Consider the following 21185-nt stretch of genomic DNA (forward strand, 5'->3'; position numbering starts at 1 on the left):
GTTACTCGGCTCTCGCCGGAATCATGATGTGGGCATAGTCGGTTCCCTTCCACATGACGTAAGGCCCGCCGTTATGTGGATCGGTTGACATGGAATCCAGGGTTTTCGGGTCGGGGACAATCACCATGAGATGTGGACCTTCCTTGACCCACTGGTTGTCCTCGGTTTCGCCCTCGGCATAGGGATCAATGTTGCTTGCCCCTTCATCACCGGCCAGCATGTATGCGATGCCGAGCGAGGAGGTGGTGAAAGGCTGCTTGTTCATCCAGGCGCCTGCCCACTCTTGCCAGGGACCGTCAAGACACATTGGAGCGGTGCCTTGCAGGGTTGGCGGAGTCGGGAAACAGACGTAATTACTGCTGCCTTCCTGAAGCACATTGTTTTCCCAGTCCATGACAGTGACCTTGTCCCGAAGCCCGGGAGGGGCTGCACTCAGGGCGTCATCGAGCAGTTGGCTGCTCTCCTCTGATAAAGCCTGGCCCGCTGGGATTGTCAGAACCAGAGCGGCCAACAGGGTCGTAGCTGTTTTCATGTGTCTGATCCTCAGTGTGTATTGAAACCGGATACTGCTTTAAGCAATTATGGGTGGTTATTGCTGGCGCATTGGACCAATGCATTCTTAACCGGGAAGTCAGAGCGCAGAACGATATAAGTGCGTTCTCTACAGGGCCGATTTCGGAGTGTGCTGCTGGTTCTGCTATTGTTGCTCGCGCCATCGCATCCTGAAAAAATTATCGACTGTGTGAGTACGCCGCCTTGTTGTCATTGAACTGGTCCCTGTTGTCGGTCTTCATCCCCACCTTTTTCGTGGTGTCCATTACCCCCGGTATGTGCATGACACTGGCGCTCTCCATGGGTATCACCATCGGTGTGCGCCGGGCGCTCTGGATGATGGCTGGCGAGCTGGTGGGCGTTGCGGTTGTGGCGTCGGCCGCTGCTGTCGGTGTCGCAACCTTCATGCTCAAGTACCCGACGGCGTTTGCGGTCTTCAAGTACGCCGGCGGCGCCTATCTGGTGTGGCTGGGCATTCAGATGTGGTTGTCCCGGGGGAAAATGGCCATGCCGGAGAGCGAGGACTTGGAAACCGTGCAGGCCTCCCGTGGCCAGCTCGCCATGCAGGGATTCGTTACCGCGATTGCCAATCCCAAGGGCTGGGCATTTTTTGTTGCCCTGTTACCCCCGTTTATCGACAGCCAGTTGCCGATGGCTCCCCAGTTGTCGGCGCTCATCCTGATTATCCTGTCGCTGGAGTTTTTGTGCCTGCAGCTGTACGCCCATGGTGGCCGCGGTTTGCGCAAGCTGCTGCGTCAGGGCGGTGGCGTGCGCACCGTTAACCGTGTCGCGGGCAGCCTGATGATGCTGGTGGGCGCCTGGCTGGCCCTCGGCTGAGGCCGTCGCCCCTCCCAACCCTTGATGGCTATACCAGGTTGCGTCGGATAACACGGTTCCAGTTCCTGGAGTAGATCCGGCGTTCGCCTTCGTAGGCATCCAGTTCCGCATCCAGATAAAAGTTTCTCTGGTCGCAGGTCAGCAACGTCCGGGTGACCGTTTTGATGCGCCAGTCGCCGCGCCGGTAGCTCCTCGTCGTCAGGGTTTCCCCTCTGGCCGAGCCAAAATCGTCGGCTTGATAGCTGTACCACTCGCTTACGCAGTGCTCGATCGTCAGATCGACATCCTCCAGGTAGTACCGACCGTTGTCATTGATGACTTCCAGTGTCGAGTTATCCCGGTCGAGTTCCCGGATGACCCGCCAGTCGTGATGCCCCTTCCTGAGTTGACGTTTTTTTCCGCTGGCGGTCATTTCGGCGTCCGGAAAGCAAATGCTCTCGCGCCTTGGGGGCCTGGCGGGCAAAGTCAGGCGGCAGCCCGCGGTATGTATTTTCAGCCGGGTTGATTCCGGAGGTGGCCACGCGAGAGGGAAGTAGGAGGTTGAAATGGCGACACGAATCCGGTTCCCGCGCGGGAATTTCTGGGCGATGCCGTTCAATTGCACGCGGACGGTGTAGTGTTCATCGGACTTCAGGGCGGACGGCTTGGCATGGCTGTTCCGATGCGTCAGGTTCAACAGGCCATAGCTTACCCTGGTCGACTTGTTGTCAGGGCGCACATCGGATAGACGCACAGCAACCATGGCGACAGGCTGTGATGACGAGAGTTCCAGATCCACCACTGGAGCGCCAAGGATTTCCAGCGGGTCTTCAAGCGGTTCGGTAGTGAAGATCAAGGCTCCCCCATCTTCTTCCCTCTGGTCATGGGGCAGGTCGGGCGTATTGCTGTAAGAGCACCATTTGCCGGCGAACAACCCGTTGCTCAGGGGCGATTGCAACGCCAGTTCGGCGTTGGGTGCTGTTGCGGTGGCTTCGATCAGCCGGTAGGGCGCAAATTTGTAGGTGCGTTCCCGCGGGTCGGAGGGAGGCCAGGCGTCTTCGCTGATCCACCGCCCGTAGCGCTGATGGTAGGACGTTGAGGGGGACATGCTGTCCAGCATCCAGGCTCGCAGCATCGGTTCGTCCATGATGCCGGTTTCTTTGCCTTTCAGCCACGTGTCCCACCAGCGCAGGGATTCCTGCAGAAACCCGATCGCCGGTCCCGGTACCCCGATGTGCGGGTATTTGTGGCTCCAGGGGCCGATCAAGCCCATGCGCTTCCCGGGCAGGTTTTCCAACAGCCGGAACACAGCATTGGAGTACCCATCCGCCCAGCCACTGACCGCCATCACCGGTACTTCAATCCGCGAGAAATCCTCGCAAATGGACCCGTGGCGCCAGTAGTCGTCCCGATGCTGGTGATGCAGCCAGGTTTCGAGCCACAATCCGCTGTGTTCGAGCCGCTGGAACCACATCTCGCGCCAGCGGTCGCCCACGATTTCCGGGTCGGGGGGCAGGGAGTTGTAAGCAAACATAGTGGAGGCCCAGGACAGATTGTCACCGAGCAGGCAGCCACCCATGTAATGAACATCGTCGGCGTACCGGTCATCCGTTGAGCAGACGCTGATCACGGCCTTGAGCTGGGGAGGCTGCAGGGATGCGATTTGCAGGCCGTTGAAGCCGCCCCAGGAGATGCCAATCATGCCGATCCGGCCATTACACCAGGGTTGGCTGGCAAGCCACTCCATAATCGATACGCCGTCATCCAGTTCCTGTTGGAGATACTCATCCTTCAGTACGCCTTCAGAGTCACCGCTCCCCCGGATGTCGACCCGAATGCAGGCGTAGCCATGGCCGGCAAAGTAGGGGTGCATCTGGTCATCGCGCAGGCGTGAGCCATCCCTTTTCCGATAGGGGATGTATTCGAGAATTGCAGGCACCGGATTCGTACTCGCGCTCGCCGGCAACCACAATCGAGCAGCCAGTCGCACACCGTCGGGCATTGGGATCCACTCGTTTTCAATGTGCTGGACCGTTTCGGGGAGATCCTGGACGATGTTCATGGGTTGTACCCTCTTCCGGAGTGCAGGTCCTCAAGCTCTATGCCCGTTGCGTCGGTTACGTCACGGTATTTCTGCAACAGCTCCTTCTGGCTATCGGCTCCCATATAGATGATGGCAATCTCGTAGCTATAGCTGTCCTGATCTTTCAGATCAGACAGTGCCATTCCGGGTTTGATGTGCAGCTGTATGTCGGCATCGAGGAAGCGCTCTTGGAGTGCTGCTATCTGGTCTGCGGAGGGCACCTTTTTTACCCGGGCATTGCCATAGACACGCCACATGAATTTTGCAGCAACGCGAAATCTGCCCTTCCGGTGAGGGAAGTCAGGTTTTCTACCAAGGGCGGTTTCGACCATCACTTTGTGATGGGACGCGCCGTCCACCTTTAGAAAAAGGGGGCAATGAGACTTTGAGATCCGAGTATTTATTTCCAGCAACCAGATCCGGTCGCTGTTTTGATTCCAGTAGTACTCGATGTTGAAGGGGCCGTTATCGAAATCAATATGGCTGAGGAATTGTTCCGTGACGGAAATCATCCGATTCTGAACCCGGTGGGGGATGGAAGACGGATATTGGTACCGTGAGAAGCTTGAGTGGTGCTTACCCTCCCGAATGGAGTCCACGTTGCCATAGACGGTCATTTCGCCGGCATGGACGTATCCCTCAAGTGTGCACTGTCGCCCCTCGGATATCATGCTCTCGACGATGCAGTGATTGCCGTCAACGGGGGCAATGTCCTCTGGCAGGTTGGCGAATTGCAGGAGGTAGTTGAACGGTTGTGAGAATCGGGCGATGCCCCTGCGGGTCTGTGCAATGGCATGATCGAGGTCGGCATCGTTGTGAACGTTGAAGCCGAGGTAGGAAGAGGCTGCCTTGACCGGCTTGATCCAGAAAGGGTAGGGAATAGAGATCTGTTGGCGGTAATCCTCTGAAAACGGATCGACGACGCAGAAATCGGGAATATGGTCGGGTACAACACGGGCCTGCTCCAACCGGCTCCAGTACTTGTGTTCACATTTCAGGACCGACTCGAAACTGGGTGACGGCAGGCCAAAAGGGGCGCGCAGCAGAGGAAGCAGCGTGCTCACGGGGAAATCCCAATAGCCGACGATGGCGTCAACGGTGCCAGGAAAGGCGTTCAGGCGCGCCAAGGCTCCTTCATACAGTGCCTTTACCGGAAACTCATCGCCGCCCTTCACTTCACCGTAACTGAACAGAGAATGGAGTTCGTACTGGCCAGCAGTATCCAGCGCCCTGATCAGGGAAAGATTAAAGTCGTCCGAACCAAAAACGAAAATGTTCTTTCGTGAGGATTCCATGACATCGCCAACGGGTCGACGTGTGTTTATATGTCATAGACGCGGGGACGGTCAGGTGTCAATCGAAATTGGCAGGAACTCCGGCGATGGGCTCAGCGCGCCGCGTAGCGCTCATGAAGGATGCCGACCCGATGCACGTAGGCCTTGGTCTCGGCGTAGGGTGGAATGCCGTTGTAGCGGGATACGGCTCCCGGGCCCGCGTTGTAGGCGGCGGTGGCCAGCCGGATATCGCCATTGAATTGCTTCAGCATTTTCGCCAGGTAATTCACCCCGCCGCGGATGTTTTCGGCGGCGATCAGCGCGTTCTCGACCCCCAGTTCGCTCGCAGTGCCCGGCATCAACTGCATCAGCCCCTGTGCCCCCACCGGTGACAGCGCTTTTTCATTGAAGGCGGACTCGGCGTGGATAACCGCGCGCACCAGGGCAGGATCGACCCCGAACTCCCGCGCAGCGGTCTTGATTTCGTTGCTATAGGGCCGGGTGAACAGGGGGGTCTTGCGCCAGTCGACGTTGGAGTCCGGGTCACAGGCGTAGCAGTGGAAGCGGATGACCTCGAAGTCTGCTGAGGCGGGCCGGATACTGCTGTAGGCAACCACGCCGCTGTCATCCTTGTAGCGATAGACCGTATCGTTGCCGCTGGACGCCCGCGGCTGGGCCTCCCCGACGTTCGTGAACTCGACGGTACCGTCCGGATGCACGATGCGTTTGACGCCGTCTGCCTGTACCGGTGAGGCAGCAAGAATCAGGGTCGCAAGTGCGAGCATGACGAGGGGAAGGGCAGCGTTTGTCTGGCCTGATCTCATTCGGTGTCCGTGCAGTTCCGGTCGGTCGATGGTCAGAGATCGGTCTCCAATCCCTGCTGGCCCGATTATACGGCTTTAACCCGGCTATGGAACCGCACGAATTGTCTGAAAACTGTTACTTTTCGAGTACTGCCGGCCAGTTCTCATTGGCAAGTCGAATGAAGTTCTCGGTGTCTTTCAGCCAGCGATCCTGGATTTCCTGGTTGTAGTTCAGGTAGAGCCTGCCGTCCCGTACCGTCCAGTGTTCAGGATCCCCCTTGGCAAGGTAGCCCTGGCTGACCGCCCAGGCGCAGTAACCGCCATAGGCCGGGACGTACTCCTCGGGATTGGCGTCGAACCTGGCTTTGTTGTCGGCGCTGGCAAACCGCCAGGTCACACCCAGATACTCCGAGGTGAGACTGGACGAGCCTTTGACCGGTTTTCCCGGGTCAAAATAGCTCACCACGTCATAGCCGCCGGCCCCGGTGTTGGACAGCAGGCCCGTGTAAACCGGGTCTTCTGCAGCGACTGAATGCGCTGAGAAAACGATCAGAACGAGTGACAGTGCAACGGCTCGAAACATGGTGAAATCCTCCCGGGAGTCATTATAGACTTCAGACAGTTCCGGTCTGCGGTTGTTACAGCCAGCCCTGTCATTTTTTGGAGTTCCGATGCCCAAGCTTGATCCTGCCAAGAACCTCATCCTGATAGGTATGCCGGGCAGCGGCAAGAGTACCGTTGGCGTTCTGTTGGCCAAGCGCCTGGGCATGGGCTTTGTCGATACCGACCTGCTGATCCAGGAAAAGGCCGGGCGCACTCTTCAGGAAATCGTCGACCAGGATGGTTACCGGGCGCTTCGGCACATCGAGGAACAGGTGCTGCTGGACCTGAATGTGCAACACCAGATCATCAGCACAGGTGGCAGTGCGGTCTACAGTGCCAGGGCCATGCATCACCTCAGGGCGAATGGCACAGTGGTGTTTCTGGATATTCCCCTGGCTCTGGTTATCGAACGCATCGGTGACCACAGCGCCCGGGGCATTTCACGGCGGCCGGACCAGTCCCTTGACGAGCTGTTTGAAGAGCGTTATCAACTCTATTGCCAGTACGCTGACCTGACGGTGACCGGTGAGGGCCGGAATCAGGACGAGGTCTGTGAGGCGGTCGTTCGGGGGCTCTGTTCAGATTCGGTTCGGTAGAATTACCGATAGCAACCTCATTAGTCGCTGCGTAGGGTGCCCGGCCCATTCAATAACCGGCGAGTTTCATGTCCTCAAGTAGTGCAACGCTTCCCCTCAAAGATGCCTCCGGGCTTCAGCGGCTGGGCGATCCTGTCGTCCTGGTGCTTACCATTGGATTCATCCTCCTGTTCGTTGGCTGGTCCCTGAACGATGCCGAGGGCCTGGCCTCCGTGATCGGTGACGGCTTTACCTGGACCGCCAAATACCTTGGTTCGTTTTTCCAGCTGCTCCTGTTACTGACCTTTTTCATCGCCCTGGTTGTCGCGTTTAGCCGCGCCGGCGTTGCCCGGCTCGGCGGCTTGGCCCGGCCGGAAATCAGCACCTTCCGCTGGATGTCGATGATTCTTTGCACGCTGCTGGCCGGAGGCGGTGTCTTCTTCGCGGCCGGCGAGCCGGTGTACCATTTTGTGGTATCGCCGCCGGTCTCCAGCGCCGAGGCGGGAACGGCGGCAGCGGTGGCTCCGGCTATGGCGCAGTCGTTCATGCACTGGGGCTTTCTGGCCTGGGCCGTGCTCGGGTCACTGACGGCGCTGGTGCTCGCCCATGCCCACTATGTCCAGGGCAAGCCCCTGCAACCGCGCACACTGCTCTATCCGGTACTCGGTGAACGGCTGATGACGGGCTGGTTTGGCGGCCTGGTGGATGCCCTCTGCGTGATTGCTGTCGTGGCCGGGACCGTTGGCCCCATCGGCTTCCTGGCAACCCAGATGAGTTTTGGACTGCACGAGCTGTTCGGCATTGCGGATGATTTTTCCACACAACTCACCATCCTGGCGTTGCTGGCCGGGTTGTACATGGCATCGGCCGTGAGTGGCTTGCACCGCGGCATTCAGATGCTGAGTCGTTTCAACGTTATCCTGGCCCTGGGGATTGCAGCCGTGATTTTCGTGTTCGGTCCCACTCTGTTCCTGACCAATACCTATCTGTCCTCTGCTGGCGAATACCTGTCTTCGTTCTTCGCGATGTCGACGGTGACGGCAGAAACCGCGCCGGATTGGTGGATGAAGTGGTGGACAGTGTTCTTCTTTGCCTGGTTCATCGGCTATACGCCGCTCATGTCCATCTTTGTGGCACGGATCTCCCGTGGCCGCAGCATTCGGCAGACCATCCTGGCCGTTGCCGTCCTGGCGCCGATTGCCACGTCCATCTGGTTTACCCTGCTGGGCGGCTCCGGCATCTATAACCAGCTGGCCGGAACCTTTGACCTGACCGAAGCGCTCAACGGTTTCTCATTCGATGTCGCTACCCTGACCGTGGCAGAGGCTTTACCGGGGGGGACGTTCATGGCAGCCGCCATCCTCCTGCTGACCACCATTTTTGTGGCGACCACCGGGGATTCCATGAGCTATGCGATTGCCACCGTAGGCGCTGGCCATGATGAACCGCACTACCTGGTGAGGGCGTTCTGGGGTGGAGCCATGGCGATCATGGCAGCGATTCTTCTGTATATGGGCGCGGGCCAGATTGGCGTACTGCAGCAGTTTATCGTGCTGACGGCGATTCCCGTCTCGCTGATCATTTTGCCGTCGCTGTGGACCGGACCAAAAGCTGCCTACGCAATGGCCCGGGCACAGAGCATCCCGGTTTAAGGAGTTTGGCGGACGCGTTCGGGCGCCTAGGGTTCCGAGGCGATTTCCCTGAATGCCCCGACCAGCGTGTCCGGCTCCTGGGCACCGGAAATCATGTATTTCTGATTGACGATGTAGGCCGGCACGGCGGACACGCCGGCCTGTTGGTATCGAGCCTCGTCTTCGCGCACGGTTGTTGCGTAGCGATCCGAGGCCAGGACCGCCCGGGCTTCATCCCCGTCCAGACCAATGCTTTCCGCACACTTAACGAGTACCTCCGGGCTGGCAATATTCTCGGCATGGCCAAAGTAGGCCTCGAAGCAGGCCATTTTCATTTCGGTTTGCCGGCCCTGTTCACCGGCCCATTTGACCAGGCGGTGGGCATCAAAGGTGTTGCGGGTATGCCGTTCCTGAAGCTTGCTGAAGTTGAGCCCCAGCCCGCTGGCGATTTCCATCATGTGGGCCTGATTGGCCTGCATTTCCTCGGGGCTGCGGCCGTACTTCCGGCTCAGGGCCTGAAGGATGGGTTCACCGTCCCCGGCGGGGTCCGGGTTCAGCTCGAATGCGTGCCACTCGATACTGAACGTCATTTCATCTTTCAGTTCCGCCATGGCCTTTTCCAGGCGGGCATATCCGATCGCACACCAGGGGCAGGCGATGTCGGAAACGATGTCGATGCGAACAGTTGTCATGAGAGCTCCCGGTTTGGTGTCGTCTGGTCAGGTTACCGGAAAGCGGACCGCTGTGTCGTGGTCAGGATTCCTGGGGCAGCGGCTCTGGAGTCAGGCGTTTTCCGGACCAGTTTTCCATCAGCTTGCAGGTGACCAGGTCCCCGGTAACGTTGATGGCAGTACGACACATATCGAGAATCCGATCGACCCCCATGATCAGCGCGATGCCGCTGGGTGGTACACCGACGGTCTGCAGCACCATGGCCAGGATGACGATACCCACGCCCGGAGTTGCTGGCGAACCAATGGAGGCGCCCACGGCCATGGCAACCACCAGCGCCATACTGCCCATGCCGAGGTCGACGCCATAGACCTGGGCCAGGAACACCGTCGCAACGGCCTGGTAAAGCGCCGTACCATTCATGTTGATGGTAGCCCCGAGCGGGATGACGAACTGGGAGACCGAGGGCCGCACCCCGAGCTTGTCCTCCGCGGTCCGGATGGATAACGGCATAACGGCGGCGGAGCTGGACGTGGAGAACGCCAGCAGCAGAACGTCCCGGCTGTCTTTCAGAAAACGAAACGGCGGCTGGCCGGCCACCAGTTTCAGGATCAGCATGTAGACGCCGAGCATCAGGAGCAGGCCCATCAGTACGGTGGCAACGTAGGACGCCATGCCCAGCATGGCATTGAAACCAATGGTGGTGGTCAGTTGCGCCATCAGGCCAAAGACCGCAAATGGGGCGAGCCTCATGGCCCAGCCCACCACGGTCATGCAGATCTGTTGCAGCGAATCCAGCAGTTCGAGCATCGGGCGCGATTTCCGGGGTTCCATACTGACCAGCGCGATGCCGACAATAATCGAGAAGATAACCACTTGAAGCATCTGACCTTCGACCATGGCGTCGAGCGGGTTGCCCGGCAACAGGCCGATCAGGGTCGCGGGCAGTTCGTCGACGCCGGGCATGTCCGCCGCAGTAACGTCGTTTGTTGCCGGTGCCGGCGTGGCCAGTCCCTTCAACATGCTGCCGGGGTTCATCAGGTTGCCAATCCAGAGGCCAATGGCGGCGGCGATGGCGGTGGTGATGACAAAGAAACCGGTGACTCGCAGCCCCAGTTTACGCAGCTGATCAAGATTCTCGCTGGCGGCCAGGCCTCGTACAACGGAGGCGATGACCAGGGGAATGACAATCATCTGGATGGTGGCCAGGAACAACTGTCCGGGGAAAGCCAGCCAGTTCCCGATCAAAGTACCGGTATTGGGTTCCACCAGACCCACTGACGGCCCCAGTATGGTGCCCACGATAAGCCCCAGGAACATGCCGACCAGAACTTTCAGCCAAAGCCGCCCCTGAACCAGTGCGGAGAGGTAGCTGCTCAGATTGCGTAGCTGTCGCGGATAGTAGGTGTTGTTGGCCATGGCGGGGAGTCGTCCGTGTGTCTGTACGTTGCCTTCCGGAAGCTTAGTGCATTACACAACAGCGCGGGCGGTGTGGCCCTGAGCTGGGTCAACTCTGAACCAGAAGCCGGTCAACCGTTGCCGGACGAACGGAGTCGATCTCCGGGGCTGTCAGCGGCCGATAGTCCCCGGGCGCCAGGGCGGCGTCCAGTTCGATGGCTCCCATTTGTTCCCGATGCAGCGAGGTAATGCGGTTGCCGACAGCATGAAACATTCGCTTCACCTGGTGGTAGCGGCCCTCGTAAATCGTTACTCGCGCTGCCTGCGGCCCGAGCAGTTCCAGCGTGGCCGGGGACGTCCTCAGCTGTTCGAACTCAAACCAGATGCCTTCGGCAAAGCATTGTGCAGTCTCTTGGCTGATAGGGTCGGCGGTCTCGACCCGATACACCTTCGGCAGTTTGATTTTCGGCTCCGTCAGCTGACGCGACCAGGTGCCGTCGTTGGTGAGAATCAGCAAGCCGGTACTGGCTCGGTCCAGCCGCCCGGCGATGTGCAGTTCCTGGCGCAGGGATGGGGCAATGAGATCCAGCACCGTCGTGTGAACGTCATCCACGGTGGCGCTGAGGTAGCCCGCGGGTTTGTGAAGCATCAGGTGGTGGGCAGTGTCGCCGGGCTGGATGATTGCCTCGTCGACTCTGACCGTGGAAAAACGATCCACATCCCTGGCCGGAACCCGGCAGGGTGTCCCGTTTACAGTCACCCGGCCCGCTGCGATCAGCGCGTTGGCTCGCTTGCGGCTGACCCCGTCCCGGTTGCTGAGAATTCTGGAAAGCTTCATGGTGTTAATCGACTATGCTGTGAGGAAGTCACGACAATAATACGAGGAATTGCCATGCCATTCTCTGCTGATCACCTTGCCGAACTCAATCTTCTGGCCCAGTTTCCGTCGAGCTCCACCCAGGAGGGGATCAAGGTGCATGCCCATTCTGCGTCTGCGGAAACCGTCAGGGCAGCGGAGAATCTGTTTGCCCGGGGCCTGATCAGCCAGAAGGATGGTGGTTACCTGACGCCGTTGGGGGCCGAGGCCGTCGAGCTCACCCAGAAACTCCACGCCATTTTCAGCAACCAGTGACGGTAAGGCGTTGCCGATGAAGTCGGCTTTGAGCGCCAGTCTGCTCGCGCGTTAGGGTGTTGCCATGGGCAACTGGAAAAAGTCTCCGATTCTGTGGATGGCGGGCAGCGTTGCCGGAGTCGGCGCGATAGTCGGACTCCTGTACGCATTCGGCGTTCACCATCAGGTGCTTGAGCTGCTGCGCTGGGTCGATAGTCAGGGTATGTGGGCGGCGGCGATGTTCATCGGCATCATGGCACTGGCCATGGTGCTCCTGCTGCCCGGGGTCTTGCTGACTACTGGCGCGGGATTTGTGTTTGGCGTGGTCCAGGGCACCACCTACGTGGTAGTAGGGACAACCCTGGGATCAGCCATCGCGTTTCTAATTGCCCGTCATTTTCTGGGCGAACACGCCCATGTCTATATCCGGAGCAGGGCCCGGCTGTCAGTGGTCAGTAGTGAGATGGCTCCCCACGGCTGGAAAATCGTGTTGCTCACGCGACTGATCCCGTTCTTTCCGGGCAAGCTCTCCAATTTCCTGTTTGGTCTGACCAACTTTTCGTTCGGTGGCTTTATCGTGGGGACGTTCTTTGGCGTGATTCCGTTTTCCCTGCATAACGTTTACCTGGGCTCGCTGGCGGCGGATCTGTCAACGCTCGGTGCTCGCGAAAGCGCCCGCACGCCGTTGGAATGGACCATCTACGGGGCCGGTTTTGCCGGTACCGTGCTGGCGGTGGTGTTTCTCAATCGGCTGGCCCGCCGGGCACTGGCCCGTTACCGGATAGAGACGGAAACCACGGAGGAGGACTACACTCCATGAGCTGGATGAAATGGTTGCCCTGGCGTTATCTGGTCAAGCATATGGCCCATCGGCATGGTTTTCTCGACCCGATCGCTCTGCTGGGCAAACTGCATGGCTTTGCCCAGCCGTCGGAAGTGGGCGAGCCTATCGAGCTGCTGCGGGCCGGGGTGGTGTTCCATGCCCGAGGCCTGATCAACAGCCGGGTGATCCAGCACAATCTGGATTGGGTCTGGCCCTATTGGGTGGAGCGCCAGTTTGACCCCACAGACGCTGCCTTCATCCCCCGGGCTTTCTCGATTACCCACATCAACCTGAGTAACCGCAACTGGACTGCCGTGGGCCAGCCGGATGTGGAAGCCTTGCCGGTTGTGGATCCACGGGGGCTGTTGACCCCGTTGTACGATGGCTGGTCCCTGGATGGCTGGCTCCTGGCGGACGACGGCCGTTGCCTGCTGCCATCTCGTTGCCGGGTAAGCCGGCAGTGGCAGGAACTCGGGAGCAATCCCTGCGTGGTCACTGAATCGGAGATGGAGGGGCTGAAGCTGATCAGCCGCGCGCGGGTCGTGATTGAGCATGGCCGACCGGTATGCCAGCTTGAATTGGAGGGGCACTCTGACGTTTCCGGTTCATTGGTGTTATCGCTGCGCCCCGCCAATCCGGAAGGGGTCGCCTTCATTCACCGGGTGAACCTGTCGGCCCAACGCGACGCCTGGCGGGTGGAGGGCAAACAGCCGGTGTTCTTCAGTGAGCCGGCTCGCAGCCACCACGTCTCTGACTACCGGCAGGGGGATGTTCATATCCATCTGGCGGACAAGGAAGATCAGACCGAAGGCGTATGTGACGTGGGTATGGTTACCGCGGCAGCGCTGTTTCCGGTACAGGCTGGGAAAGCTGCCAAGCTGACGGTTACCGTGCCCCTGGCAGATGAACCGGTGGCTGGTCTGCGCCCGGAAGCCTGGGACGAAACACTGGAGGGCCACGCCCGGCTGGAGTGCCCGGATGAAACCTGGCAGTTTCTGTACGAGGCCGCAATCCGGTCGCTGGTGCTCCATTCGCCTGAAGACGTCTACCCCGGTCCCTATACCTACAAGCGATTCTGGTTCCGGGACGCCGCGTTTATTATCCATGCGCTGCTGTGTGCCGGAATGACCGAGCGTGCCGAGCGCGCCCTGAACCAGTTCCCGGACCGCCAGCTGAAGAACGGGTATTTCCGGTCCCAGGAGGGCGAGTGGGATGCCAACGGCGAAGTGCTGTGGATTTTGCAGCGCTTTTTCGCGATGACGGGGCGGAAAATGCCCATCGACTGGTTTGAACCGGTCAGCAAGGGCGCTCACTGGATCCAGAAGAAACGCGTGAGCGGTACCCTGGACAAGCCCCATGCCGGGCTGTTGCCGGCAGGGTTCAGTGCCGAACATTTGGGCCCCAACGATTACTATTACTGGGATGATTTCTGGGGTATCGCCGGTTTGAGAGCAGCCTCCGAACTGCTGGCCTCGGACGATCCGGACACCAGTGACATGTTTGCGGCCGGGGCCCGGGAATTCACCCAGACCGTGGACCGCAGCCTCGCCGGCTGTGAACGCCGGCTCAAACGCCCTGGCATGCCAGCGTCCCCCTATCGACGGATGGATGCCGGAGCTATCGGGTCCCTGGCAATGGGGTATCCGACCCAGCTCTGCCAGCCGGATGATCGCCGGTTGCTCGATTGTGTCGAATTCCTGCTGGAGAACTGTTTTGTGAAGGGGGCGTTCTACCAGGATATGATCCACTCCGGACTGAACGCATACCTCACCCTGCATGTGGCCCAGGTACTGCTTCGGGCCGGCGATGCCCGTTATCTTGACCTGATGGACTCCGTGGCGGGCCTCGCCTCGCCAACGGGTCAGTGGCCGGAGGCTATCCATCCCGGCACCGGGGGTGGATGCATGGGCGACGGTCACCACGTCTGGGCCTCGGCCGAGTGGGTGCTGATGGTTCGGAACTGTTTCGTACGGGAGGAGGGTGACCGGCTGATTCTCTGCGCCGGGGTGCCTGAGCGCTGGCTGGACCAGGACCGGCCCATCCGTTTCGGGCCCGCGCCCACCAGTTTCGGACCCATCTCCATAGCCATTCAGCCGCGTCAGGGGGCCGCGCCGGATGTTACCTGGAGCGGCCATTGGCATGCGGAAGAACCAACCGTTGAGGTGCACCTGCCCGGTAGGGAAACCCGATGATCTGTACTGGTTATTCACCCGGTTTTCTGTATCTGTTTTGTTTGCCAGCTAACTACTATAGTGGCCGTACTGGAAGCCATCACTGATTTCGGTTGCAACGCATGCGTTCATTCTTCTATTCGTTTTTTGTTCCCGCCCTGTTTGTCTGGCTCTGGAGCACCGGTTTTATTGGCGCCAAATACGGTTTGCCCTTTGCGGAGCCGTTTACGCTCCTGTTGATCCGTATGCTGTTGACGCTGGTTTTGCTGCTCGGGCTGGCCTGGCTGATGAAGACTCGCTGGCCGGGCTGGCGCGGCGCCGGCCACCTGGCCGTCACCGGCATCCTGGTTCACGGCTGTTACCTGGGCGGCGTTTACTATGCCATTGAGGGTGGGATGGCATCGGGTATTGTGTCGCTGATTGTTGGCCTTCAGCCGCTGGTCACCGCGGCGGCGGCGGTCGTGTTCCTGAAAGAGACCGTGAGTCGTCGCCAATGGCTGGGCCTGGCGCTGGGGCTGGTTGGCGTGACCCTGGTGCTGGTGGAAAAGTTCGGCGGCACCGGATCCAGTGTCGGGTTTTCGCCTTGGGCCCTGCTGTGGGCAGTCTTCGCGCTGGCGGGGATCTCCATGGGCACGGTGTACCAGAAACGCCACGGCACCGGAGCGGATCTGGTTGCCGGTACCCTGATCCAGTACGGCGCTGCCGCCACCTTCTTTGCCATCGGTGCCTTCGCCCTGGAGTCCAGGGAGGTTGAGTGGAGCCTGCAACTGCAGCTGTCCATGGCCTGGCTGGTCCTCGGTGTGTCCATCGGTGCAATCCTGCTGCTGATGTGGCTCATTCGCCAGGGCGCTGCCTCCCAGGTGGCGAGCCTGTTCTACCTGGTGCCCCCGGTTACGGCACTGGAAGCCTACCTGCTGTTCGATGAGCGCCTCGGGGGCCTGGCCATGATTGGCGGCCTGGTGGCCATTACCGGGGTGGCCTTGGTCGTTACCCAGAAGAAGTCCGCATGAACGAGACCACCCGGGGCGTCTGTTATGGACTGTCTGCCTACACCATCTGGGGCTGTTTCCCGCTGTTCTTCGCGCTTTTCGAAGGGGTGCCGGCGTTCGAAATCCTGGTTCACCGGATTATCTGGTCCTGCGTCTTTCTGGCTTCGGTGATCACGGGGCTGCGTCGTTGGCCAGCCGTGCGGGCAGCGCTCGGGAATCCCAGGCAGTTATGGCGGGTGCTGGGCTGTGCCCTGCTGATCGCGGCGAACTGGGGTATATACATCTATTCCGTGGAGACCCGGCACGTACTGCAGGCAAGTCTTGGCTATTTCCTGACGCCGCTGGTGAACGTCGCCCTGGGCATGCTGGTGCTTCGCGAGCGGATGGGGCCGTGGCAAATGGCGGCAGTGATGCTGGCCGGCATCGGTATTCTGATCCAATTGGTCATGCTCGGCGAGTTGCCCTGGATTACCCTGGCGCTGGCGATCAGTTTCGGCACCTACGGTTTGCTGCGCAAGCAGGTCGTGCTGGACGGGCTGTCGGGTCTGTTTGTGGAAACTCTGTTGCTGTTGCCCGTCGGGTTGATGACCTTCGGCTGGCTTCGCCATGCGGAGCTGTCCCACTTCGGCGACAGCGTTTCTATCGGCGCACTGCTGATGGCGAGCGGAATCGTCACCGCCATTCCGCTGCTGTTGTTCGCGGGCGCGGCGCGCCGCCTTCGCCTGGCTACGGTAGGGTTTCTGATGTACATCAACCCGACCCTGCAGTTCTTCATCGCGCTGCTGGTCTTCGGGGAACCCCTGAGTCAGGTCCAGCTGGTCAGTTTCGTGGTGATCTGGGGCGCCCTGGCCCTGTACACCTGGTCGTCCTGGCACTACCGGCCACGGGTGCCGGCAGGACAGAACTGACGTGCCCGGCCAGATCAGGCCATGGTGGCCAGCAGGTCGTTGATCGCCCGGGCGAAGGGCACTGGGGAATCTTCCTGAAGGAAGTGGCCGCCCTTGAGGGTGACGTGGGGCTGGTTTTTGGCGCCCGGAATCCGCTCCTGCAGGTACCGGTCGCCACCCCGGGTAATCGGATCGCCATTACTGAAGGTGGTGAGGAATGGCTTTTCCCATTGTTCCAGTACCTTCCAGGCGGATCGATTGGCGTCTGTGGCCGGGTCGTCCGGGGTCATGGGCACCAGCCTGGGAAAGGCCCGGGCACCTGCCTTGTACTTTTTGCCGGGAAACGGAGCGTCGTAGGCGCGCATCTCCTCCGGCCCCAGTTTGCGGAACGAGCCGGTCCTGATGATACGGGCAATGGGGAACCACGGGCTGTACAGGGCAAAATTCTTCCAGATCTTGAACGCCGGTGGCGCTTTCTGATCGCCGGTCGGCAGCATGCCGTTGCCCACTACAATGGCCCGGAACCGGTCCGGGTTCTCGGCTGCAAGGCGCAGGCCCAGTAACGATCCCCAGTCCTGGCACACCAGGGTGATGTCAGTCAGTTTGAGCTGGTCAATGAACGACTGCATCCAGTCCATATGCTGCTGGTAACTGTAATCATCAATCGACGTGGGTTTGTCGGATTTGCCAAAGCCGATCAGGTCCGGCGCAATGACCCGATGGCCCGCCGCCGCACAGACCGGAATCATGTGCCGGTAGAGGTAGGACCAGGAGGGCTCACCGTGCAGCATCAGTATCGGCCTGGCCTCCGCGGGTCCCTCGTCGACATAATGCATTCGCAGGTTATCAAGCTGGACGTAGTGGGGCTCGAAGGGGTAATCCAGCAGGCGTTCAAATCGCTTATCGGGGGTTCTGACGAAATCCATGGCGGAGGCCTTGTTATCCTTTTTTGTTCGTCTGGCTGAGGCCGGTCGGCTTCAGAGTTCTGTGGCGAAGAGTGTGCCCAGTCCCTGCTGGGGCGTCAATTTGCCACACAGACGCAGCCCTTCCCAGAAGCTGACCTGGTTGGCGGTGAGTACCGGTTTGCCGGCCGCGGTTTCCAGCTCCTCCAACCAGCTTGCCGAGTGCAGTGCGGTGTCCGGGATCAGCACGGCATCGGCATCCGGGTGATTGTTCTCGCTGGCGAACCGCAGCACGGCGTCCCTGCCCAGCAGGCCGGCTTCGGCGGCGGTGGCAATACCGTGGCTAGCCAGTCTCACCACCTCAATGTCGAAGTGTTCCAGAAAGCTCTGGAACAGGGCGGCCACGTCGTCCGGATAGGTGGCCGCGATGGCTACCTTCCGGGCATCGATCGCAGTGACTGCCCGGGCGAACGCCATGGCGGTGGTGGACGCTGGAACCTGCAAGGCTTTCTCCAGGGTATCGATCTGCTCCCGGATGCCATCGAGCCCCCGGACAAAACTGGCGCTGGTGGAGGTCCATAGAACCGCTTCAATGCCCGAGTCGCGAAGCCGGGCCGCACCCTCGATCAGTCTCGGGGGGCTCCCCATCTCGGTCAGCGCCTCCACCGTGTGAGCGTCTGCAGTAAAGTTCGTGTGGATGACCCGGATGTCTGCGGCCGGGTGCACCATCCTGGCCAGGCGCGGATAATCATCCTCGGCAGCGTGGCCGGGATACAGGAAACCGATATGGGCGACATAACCATTGTTCTCCATACATCAACCATAGTCGTGAGGCGGATTCGGGGCCAATGGGTTATCGTTTGTCTGAATACGGTGCTGTGTGCGATGCGCGATCGAACGGGCAGATACAGGAACGATCTGAAATGACCCATTGGCTGGTGGCAAACCGGAAAGCCGGTTCGGGCGAACGGGGGCGAGAATTCTGGCGTGACGCACTGGCGTCAGCCGGTATCCCGGATCCGGAATGCTGTGACTTCGGCGACGATGATTGGGCCGACAGAGTGAAAGCCGGGGATGTGGTTATGGTAGCCGGCGGTGATGGCTCAGTGAATCGCGGAGCGCAGTTGTGCGTGGAAAAAGAGGCCACCCTGGCGGTTCTGCCGTCGGGCACCGCTAATGACTTCGCCCGTAATCTGGGACTGCCCGAAGAGCCCGCCGAGCTGTGTGCCCTCATTGCCAGCGGTACCCGACAGTGGGTGGATGTTGCGGAATTCGGCCAATCGCTGTTTCTCAATGTCGCCCATATTGGCCTCGGAACCTTGCCCGTGCGGGAGTCGGAAGGTACGGAAAAAAAACTGTTCGGTCGCTTCAGTTACGGCCTGGGGTTGTTACGGCGGATCAACGCCAAACGAGGTTTCCGGGCGGAAATTCGCTGTGACAAGGCTTTTGTCAAAGGGCGGTGGCTGTCCATTGCCGTGGCCAGCGGCGCCTTTTTCGGTGGCGGGAACGAGATTCCCGAGGCGTCCGCCAATGACGGTCAGCTGGATGTCATCGCAGTAAAACCACGGCACCTGTTCCAACTGCTGCTCACCTTTCTGATGGTCCGGCTACACCGGCGCTCCCCCCAGCGGACCAGCACTATTGTCCACCTGAAGGGCATACGCTGTTCGGTACGGACCGGGAAGCCGAAAACGGTCACCGCGGATGGCGACGTCGTAGGAAAAACGCCACTTGATGTGGTGTGTCGGCCGCACGTACTGTCGGTGATCGGCCCCACGGTAGTCAGTACCGGCGAGCCGCCTTCCAGCGGTCGCGACCGACACTGAAGGATCTTTTCAAGGTATTGATTTCGATTCGTTTCCTTTCCGGATACGTTTTGTCACTGACTTTTTTTCGTGGACGCGCAATCATGGGCGTTATTGGCAGAATCGCTCAAGTCGACTGGCCGGAACGTACAGTATGTAGCTTTTGCAATGATGGCGTCTGGCTCGGTCAGGTAACCTGCCGGTGAATGGTCCCTCTTCATCAACCCTATCTTTGATCAAGGACACGAAATGCCCAGTGAATCAACAGCGGTCGTAACCACCCTATTCAAGGCCGCCAAATCCGGTGTTCTGGCTCTCACACTCGCAGCCTTCGCTACTGCTTCGGTTGCCGCCGAAAGGCTCTACATTTTTACCGAGAACTACCCGCCCTACAACGCGTCGGTATCCGGTAAGAGCTTTGCCCATGACGAGGATGACATCACCGGTATCTGCAGCGATATGGTTAAGGCCATGCTGGCCCGGGTGGACTATGACTACGTGATGAAGATGCGGGCCTGGAGCTACGCCTATGACTGGGTCCAGGGCCGCGAGAACCATGGGCTGTTCTGCACGGCCCGAACCGAGGAGCGTGAAGACCTGTTCCAGTGGGTCGGGCCATTGGCCTCGATAAAGTGGACGCTGTTTGCCGCCCCGGATTCGGACATCACCCTGGATAGCCTGGAGGACGCCAGGGAGCTTCAGATTGCCGGTTACAAAGGCGATGTCATGTCGGAGTACCTGGTGGGTCAGGGATTCAATGTGGCCATGGGTATGTCGGGTGACGTGAACACCCGGCGACTGATGCTGGGGCAGGCAGATCTATGGGTAACGGACGGTTTGGTCGGGCCACTGGTCGCCGAGCAGGAGCATGGGATTACCGGGCTGAAACCGGTTCTGGTTTTCCGTGAGACACCCATGTATCTGGCCTTCAGCAAGAACACCGATCCCGCCATTGTCGCCGACCTGCAGCAGGCTCTGGATGCCGCCCGCGCGGCCGGCGAGCTTGACGCCATCGCGGCGCGTTACGAGTAGGGGCTGTTCTCGGGGCCCGCGCTGCCAGGGCGGGCTGAAACCGGGCGGCGGAGCCTGCGTGCCAGTTCGACAAACGGGGTGACAATCAGGCTGTACAGGGTCAGGTAGCGTTCCTGGTCCAGCGCCCCGGTTCCGAAGCGAATGGGTTCGGGGTTGTTTGTGGTGGTGTACAGGGTGCCGAACATCCAGTCCCAGAGTGAGAGGTTGGTCCCGAAGTTCTTGTTGAAGTGCCGTGGGGCATCACTGTGGTGAATCTGGTGCTGGGCGGGACTGTTGAGTATGTGTTCGAGATTCGGGCCGAACGACAGCCAGACATGACTGTGCCGGAGGTTGGCGGCAAGGGCATTGAAAACGAACACCAGGTAGGTCACGCCGAACAGGGTATACCGATTGATTTCACCGCCGCACAGGTACCAGAAAATCCCCGCGTAAAGCCCGATGCAGAGGGCTGTTGCCAGGCGCTCCACTATTTTTTCAACGAAATGTATCCGGCTGGCCGTCACCGGCACCAGCACCGGTGCCGAGTGATGCACCTTATGGAATTCCCAGAGCCAGCGTGAATGGAACGCCCGGTGTACCCAGTAATGCTTGAAGTCCTGAACCAGGAATACGCCGAGGCCATACAGCAATGACAGGGCGAGATTGTTGCCCATCTCGGGCCTGGCTCCCCACAGGTTGTTGAAAAAGGCAATGTAGTCGCCGGAGGTCAGGATCAGGGGATCCACCAGGGCCACTGCCGGCAGGACCAGGGCAACTTTGAGGATGGCGCGAACCAGATAGTACTGGTAATCGAGCAGGGCCGAGCGATGCAAGTTCACGCTGCGACCGCCGATAAACTGCCAGAAAGAGGGTGCATCGGTCTGTCCGCGGTGTTTTCTGAAGCGGAACAGACCGTAGGCTACCGCGTAGGAAACGCACAGAAAGAACACGCCAAAGCGTCCGTTCAGGTCAAATATCCCGGTAAATCGATCGAAAACCGGATCGAGAACGACACGGTTCAATTCAGAAAAGAGAAAATCCAGCTGCTCCAACGCGCCACCACCCACGACTGCCAATGG

21 protein-coding genes are annotated in these 21185 nt (G+C 59.8%); 10 read left to right on the forward strand and 11 right to left on the reverse strand.

Features of this window, described 5'->3' with window-relative positions; all coding sequences use genetic code 11:
* Position 1: 1 nt before the first annotated feature.
* Positions 2-532: a hypothetical protein gene (locus QQF73_RS05105; RefSeq protein WP_285367465.1), complete on the reverse strand. Its 531-nt coding sequence runs from the start codon at positions 530-532 to the stop codon at positions 2-4.
* A gap of 224 nt (positions 533-756) precedes the next feature.
* On the opposite strand from QQF73_RS05105, the gene QQF73_RS05110 reads away from it, so the two are divergent.
* Positions 757-1389: a LysE family translocator gene (locus QQF73_RS05110; RefSeq protein ID WP_219866533.1), complete on the forward strand. Its 633-nt coding sequence runs from the start codon at positions 757-759 to the stop codon at positions 1387-1389.
* A gap of 28 nt (positions 1390-1417) precedes the next feature.
* Here the strand turns inward: QQF73_RS05110 and QQF73_RS05115 are convergent, their stop codons facing one another.
* From QQF73_RS05115 to QQF73_RS05130, 4 genes are all read right to left on the reverse strand, one after another.
* On the reverse strand, positions 1418-3430 hold the full coding sequence (locus QQF73_RS05115) for a CocE/NonD family hydrolase (RefSeq protein ID WP_219866532.1): 2013 nt from the start codon (positions 3428-3430) through the stop codon (positions 1418-1420).
* The gene (locus tag QQF73_RS05120; protein ID WP_285367467.1) at positions 3427-4746 is read right to left on the reverse strand and encodes an ATP-grasp domain-containing protein; all 1320 of its coding nucleotides are present in this window, start codon (positions 4744-4746) and stop codon (positions 3427-3429) included. The genes QQF73_RS05115 and QQF73_RS05120 overlap by 4 nt, the downstream gene beginning before the upstream one ends.
* A 92-nt stretch (positions 4747-4838) precedes the next feature.
* Positions 4839-5549 carry a lytic transglycosylase domain-containing protein gene (locus QQF73_RS05125; protein WP_285367468.1) on the reverse strand — a complete coding sequence of 237 codons (711 nt, stop codon included), beginning with the start codon at positions 5547-5549 and terminating at the stop codon, positions 4839-4841.
* A 115-nt stretch (positions 5550-5664) separates the two neighbouring features.
* Entirely contained in the window at positions 5665-6111 is a 447-nt protein-coding gene (locus tag QQF73_RS05130) for a YHS domain-containing (seleno)protein (protein ID WP_219866529.1), read from the reverse strand.
* 88 nt (positions 6112-6199) lie between these two features.
* On the opposite strand from QQF73_RS05130, the gene QQF73_RS05135 reads away from it, so the two are divergent.
* Positions 6200-6727 carry a shikimate kinase gene (locus tag QQF73_RS05135; protein ID WP_285367469.1) on the forward strand — a complete coding sequence of 176 codons (528 nt, stop codon included), beginning with the start codon at positions 6200-6202 and terminating at the stop codon, positions 6725-6727.
* Between the two features lie 68 nt (positions 6728-6795).
* A complete protein-coding gene (locus QQF73_RS05140; protein ID WP_219866527.1) occupies positions 6796-8358 on the forward strand; it encodes a BCCT family transporter in 1563 nt (520 codons plus the stop codon).
* Positions 8359-8384: 26 nt separating this feature from the next.
* On the opposite strand, the gene QQF73_RS05145 is transcribed toward QQF73_RS05140, so the two are convergent.
* The 3 genes from QQF73_RS05145 to QQF73_RS05155 all read right to left on the reverse strand — a co-directional run bounded on the left by QQF73_RS05145 (position 8385) and on the right by QQF73_RS05155 (position 11245).
* A complete protein-coding gene (locus tag QQF73_RS05145) occupies positions 8385-9029 on the reverse strand; it encodes a DsbA family oxidoreductase (RefSeq protein WP_219866526.1) in 645 nt (214 codons plus the stop codon).
* A gap of 61 nt (positions 9030-9090) precedes the next feature.
* Entirely contained in the window at positions 9091-10428 is a 1338-nt protein-coding gene (locus tag QQF73_RS05150) for a dicarboxylate/amino acid:cation symporter (RefSeq protein ID WP_285367470.1), read from the reverse strand.
* An 88-nt stretch (positions 10429-10516) separates the two neighbouring features.
* Positions 10517-11245, reverse strand: coding sequence for a pseudouridine synthase (locus QQF73_RS05155; RefSeq protein WP_285367471.1), 729 nt, complete (start codon positions 11243-11245; stop codon positions 10517-10519).
* Positions 11246-11299: 54 nt separating this feature from the next.
* On the opposite strand from QQF73_RS05155, the gene QQF73_RS05160 reads away from it, so the two are divergent.
* The 5 genes from QQF73_RS05160 (at position 11300) to rarD (ending at position 16409) form a co-directional block, all read left to right on the forward strand.
* On the forward strand, positions 11300-11539 hold the full coding sequence (locus QQF73_RS05160) for a TIGR02647 family protein (protein ID WP_219866524.1): 240 nt from the start codon (positions 11300-11302) through the stop codon (positions 11537-11539).
* 64 nt (positions 11540-11603) lie between these two features.
* A complete protein-coding gene (locus QQF73_RS05165) occupies positions 11604-12338 on the forward strand; it encodes a TVP38/TMEM64 family protein (RefSeq protein WP_219866523.1) in 735 nt (244 codons plus the stop codon).
* Entirely contained in the window at positions 12335-14533 is a 2199-nt protein-coding gene (locus tag QQF73_RS05170) for a hypothetical protein (RefSeq protein ID WP_285367472.1), read from the forward strand. Before QQF73_RS05165 ends, QQF73_RS05170 begins: the two co-directional genes overlap by 4 nt.
* 101 nt (positions 14534-14634) lie before the next feature.
* Complete coding sequence (locus QQF73_RS05175) at positions 14635-15522, forward strand: DMT family transporter (protein WP_219866521.1); 888 nt, start codon at positions 14635-14637, stop codon at positions 15520-15522.
* The gene (gene rarD / locus QQF73_RS05180) at positions 15519-16409 is read left to right on the forward strand and encodes an EamA family transporter RarD (RefSeq protein ID WP_285367473.1); all 891 of its coding nucleotides are present in this window, start codon (positions 15519-15521) and stop codon (positions 16407-16409) included. The genes QQF73_RS05175 and rarD overlap by 4 nt, the downstream gene beginning before the upstream one ends.
* 14 nt (positions 16410-16423) lie before the next feature.
* Here rarD and QQF73_RS05185 read toward each other — a convergent pair whose 3' ends face one another.
* Together QQF73_RS05185 and QQF73_RS05190 are read right to left on the reverse strand one after the other, a co-directional pair.
* A complete protein-coding gene (locus QQF73_RS05185) occupies positions 16424-17314 on the reverse strand; it encodes a haloalkane dehalogenase (protein ID WP_285367474.1) in 891 nt (296 codons plus the stop codon).
* A 51-nt stretch (positions 17315-17365) separates the two neighbouring features.
* Entirely contained in the window at positions 17366-18103 is a 738-nt protein-coding gene (locus QQF73_RS05190) for a maleate cis-trans isomerase family protein (protein ID WP_285367475.1), read from the reverse strand.
* A 110-nt stretch (positions 18104-18213) separates the two neighbouring features.
* Between QQF73_RS05190 and QQF73_RS05195 the strand changes: the two genes are divergently transcribed.
* Together QQF73_RS05195 and QQF73_RS05200 are read left to right on the forward strand one after the other, a co-directional pair.
* A complete protein-coding gene (locus QQF73_RS05195; RefSeq protein ID WP_219866517.1) occupies positions 18214-19116 on the forward strand; it encodes a diacylglycerol/lipid kinase family protein in 903 nt (300 codons plus the stop codon).
* A 228-nt stretch (positions 19117-19344) separates the two neighbouring features.
* The gene (locus QQF73_RS05200; protein WP_219866516.1) at positions 19345-20127 is read left to right on the forward strand and encodes a substrate-binding periplasmic protein; all 783 of its coding nucleotides are present in this window, start codon (positions 19345-19347) and stop codon (positions 20125-20127) included.
* On the opposite strand, the gene QQF73_RS05205 is transcribed toward QQF73_RS05200, so the two are convergent.
* The gene (locus tag QQF73_RS05205) at positions 20118-21158 is read right to left on the reverse strand and encodes a sterol desaturase family protein (protein ID WP_285367476.1); all 1041 of its coding nucleotides are present in this window, start codon (positions 21156-21158) and stop codon (positions 20118-20120) included. The two genes, QQF73_RS05200 and QQF73_RS05205, sit on opposite strands and share 10 nt — an antisense overlap.
* Positions 21159-21185: the final 27 nt, after the last annotated feature.

Origin of the sequence: Marinobacter albus (genome assembly GCF_030238305.1) — a bacterium.
Taxonomy (GTDB): Bacteria; Pseudomonadota; Gammaproteobacteria; order Pseudomonadales; family Oleiphilaceae; genus Marinobacter; species Marinobacter albus.

Bases quoted from the DNA above. Each gene is read 5' to 3' on its own strand.
- QQF73_RS05190 (WP_285367475.1), bottom strand. From the start codon at position 18,103: ATGGAGAACAATGGTTATGTCGCCCATATCGGTTTCCTGTATCCCGGC.
- QQF73_RS05145 (WP_219866526.1), bottom strand. From the start codon at position 9,029: ATGACAACTGTTCGCATCGACATCGTTTCCGACATCGCCTGCCCCTGG.
- QQF73_RS05195 (WP_219866517.1), top strand. From the start codon at position 18,214: ATGACCCATTGGCTGGTGGCAAACCGGAAAGCCGGTTCGGGCGAACGG.
- QQF73_RS05130 (WP_219866529.1), bottom strand. From the start codon at position 6,111: ATGTTTCGAGCCGTTGCACTGTCACTCGTTCTGATCGTTTTCTCAGCG.
- QQF73_RS05115 (WP_219866532.1), bottom strand. From the start codon at position 3,430: ATGAACATCGTCCAGGATCTCCCCGAAACGGTCCAGCACATTGAAAAC.
- QQF73_RS05120 (WP_285367467.1), bottom strand. From the start codon at position 4,746: ATGGAATCCTCACGAAAGAACATTTTCGTTTTTGGTTCGGACGACTTT.
- QQF73_RS05155 (WP_285367471.1), bottom strand. From the start codon at position 11,245: ATGAAGCTTTCCAGAATTCTCAGCAACCGGGACGGGGTCAGCCGCAAG.
- QQF73_RS05140 (WP_219866527.1), top strand. From the start codon at position 6,796: ATGTCCTCAAGTAGTGCAACGCTTCCCCTCAAAGATGCCTCCGGGCTT.
- QQF73_RS05175 (WP_219866521.1), top strand. From the start codon at position 14,635: ATGCGTTCATTCTTCTATTCGTTTTTTGTTCCCGCCCTGTTTGTCTGG.
- QQF73_RS05105 (WP_285367465.1), bottom strand. From the start codon at position 532: ATGAAAACAGCTACGACCCTGTTGGCCGCTCTGGTTCTGACAATCCCA.
- QQF73_RS05200 (WP_219866516.1), top strand. From the start codon at position 19,345: ATGCCCAGTGAATCAACAGCGGTCGTAACCACCCTATTCAAGGCCGCC.
- QQF73_RS05125 (WP_285367468.1), bottom strand. From the start codon at position 5,549: ATGAGATCAGGCCAGACAAACGCTGCCCTTCCCCTCGTCATGCTCGCA.
- QQF73_RS05150 (WP_285367470.1), bottom strand. From the start codon at position 10,428: ATGGCCAACAACACCTACTATCCGCGACAGCTACGCAATCTGAGCAGC.
- rarD (WP_285367473.1), top strand. From the start codon at position 15,519: ATGAACGAGACCACCCGGGGCGTCTGTTATGGACTGTCTGCCTACACC.
- QQF73_RS05185 (WP_285367474.1), bottom strand. From the start codon at position 17,314: ATGGATTTCGTCAGAACCCCCGATAAGCGATTTGAACGCCTGCTGGAT.
- QQF73_RS05165 (WP_219866523.1), top strand. From the start codon at position 11,604: ATGGGCAACTGGAAAAAGTCTCCGATTCTGTGGATGGCGGGCAGCGTT.
- QQF73_RS05170 (WP_285367472.1), top strand. From the start codon at position 12,335: ATGAGCTGGATGAAATGGTTGCCCTGGCGTTATCTGGTCAAGCATATG.
- QQF73_RS05135 (WP_285367469.1), top strand. From the start codon at position 6,200: ATGCCCAAGCTTGATCCTGCCAAGAACCTCATCCTGATAGGTATGCCG.
- QQF73_RS05160 (WP_219866524.1), top strand. From the start codon at position 11,300: ATGCCATTCTCTGCTGATCACCTTGCCGAACTCAATCTTCTGGCCCAG.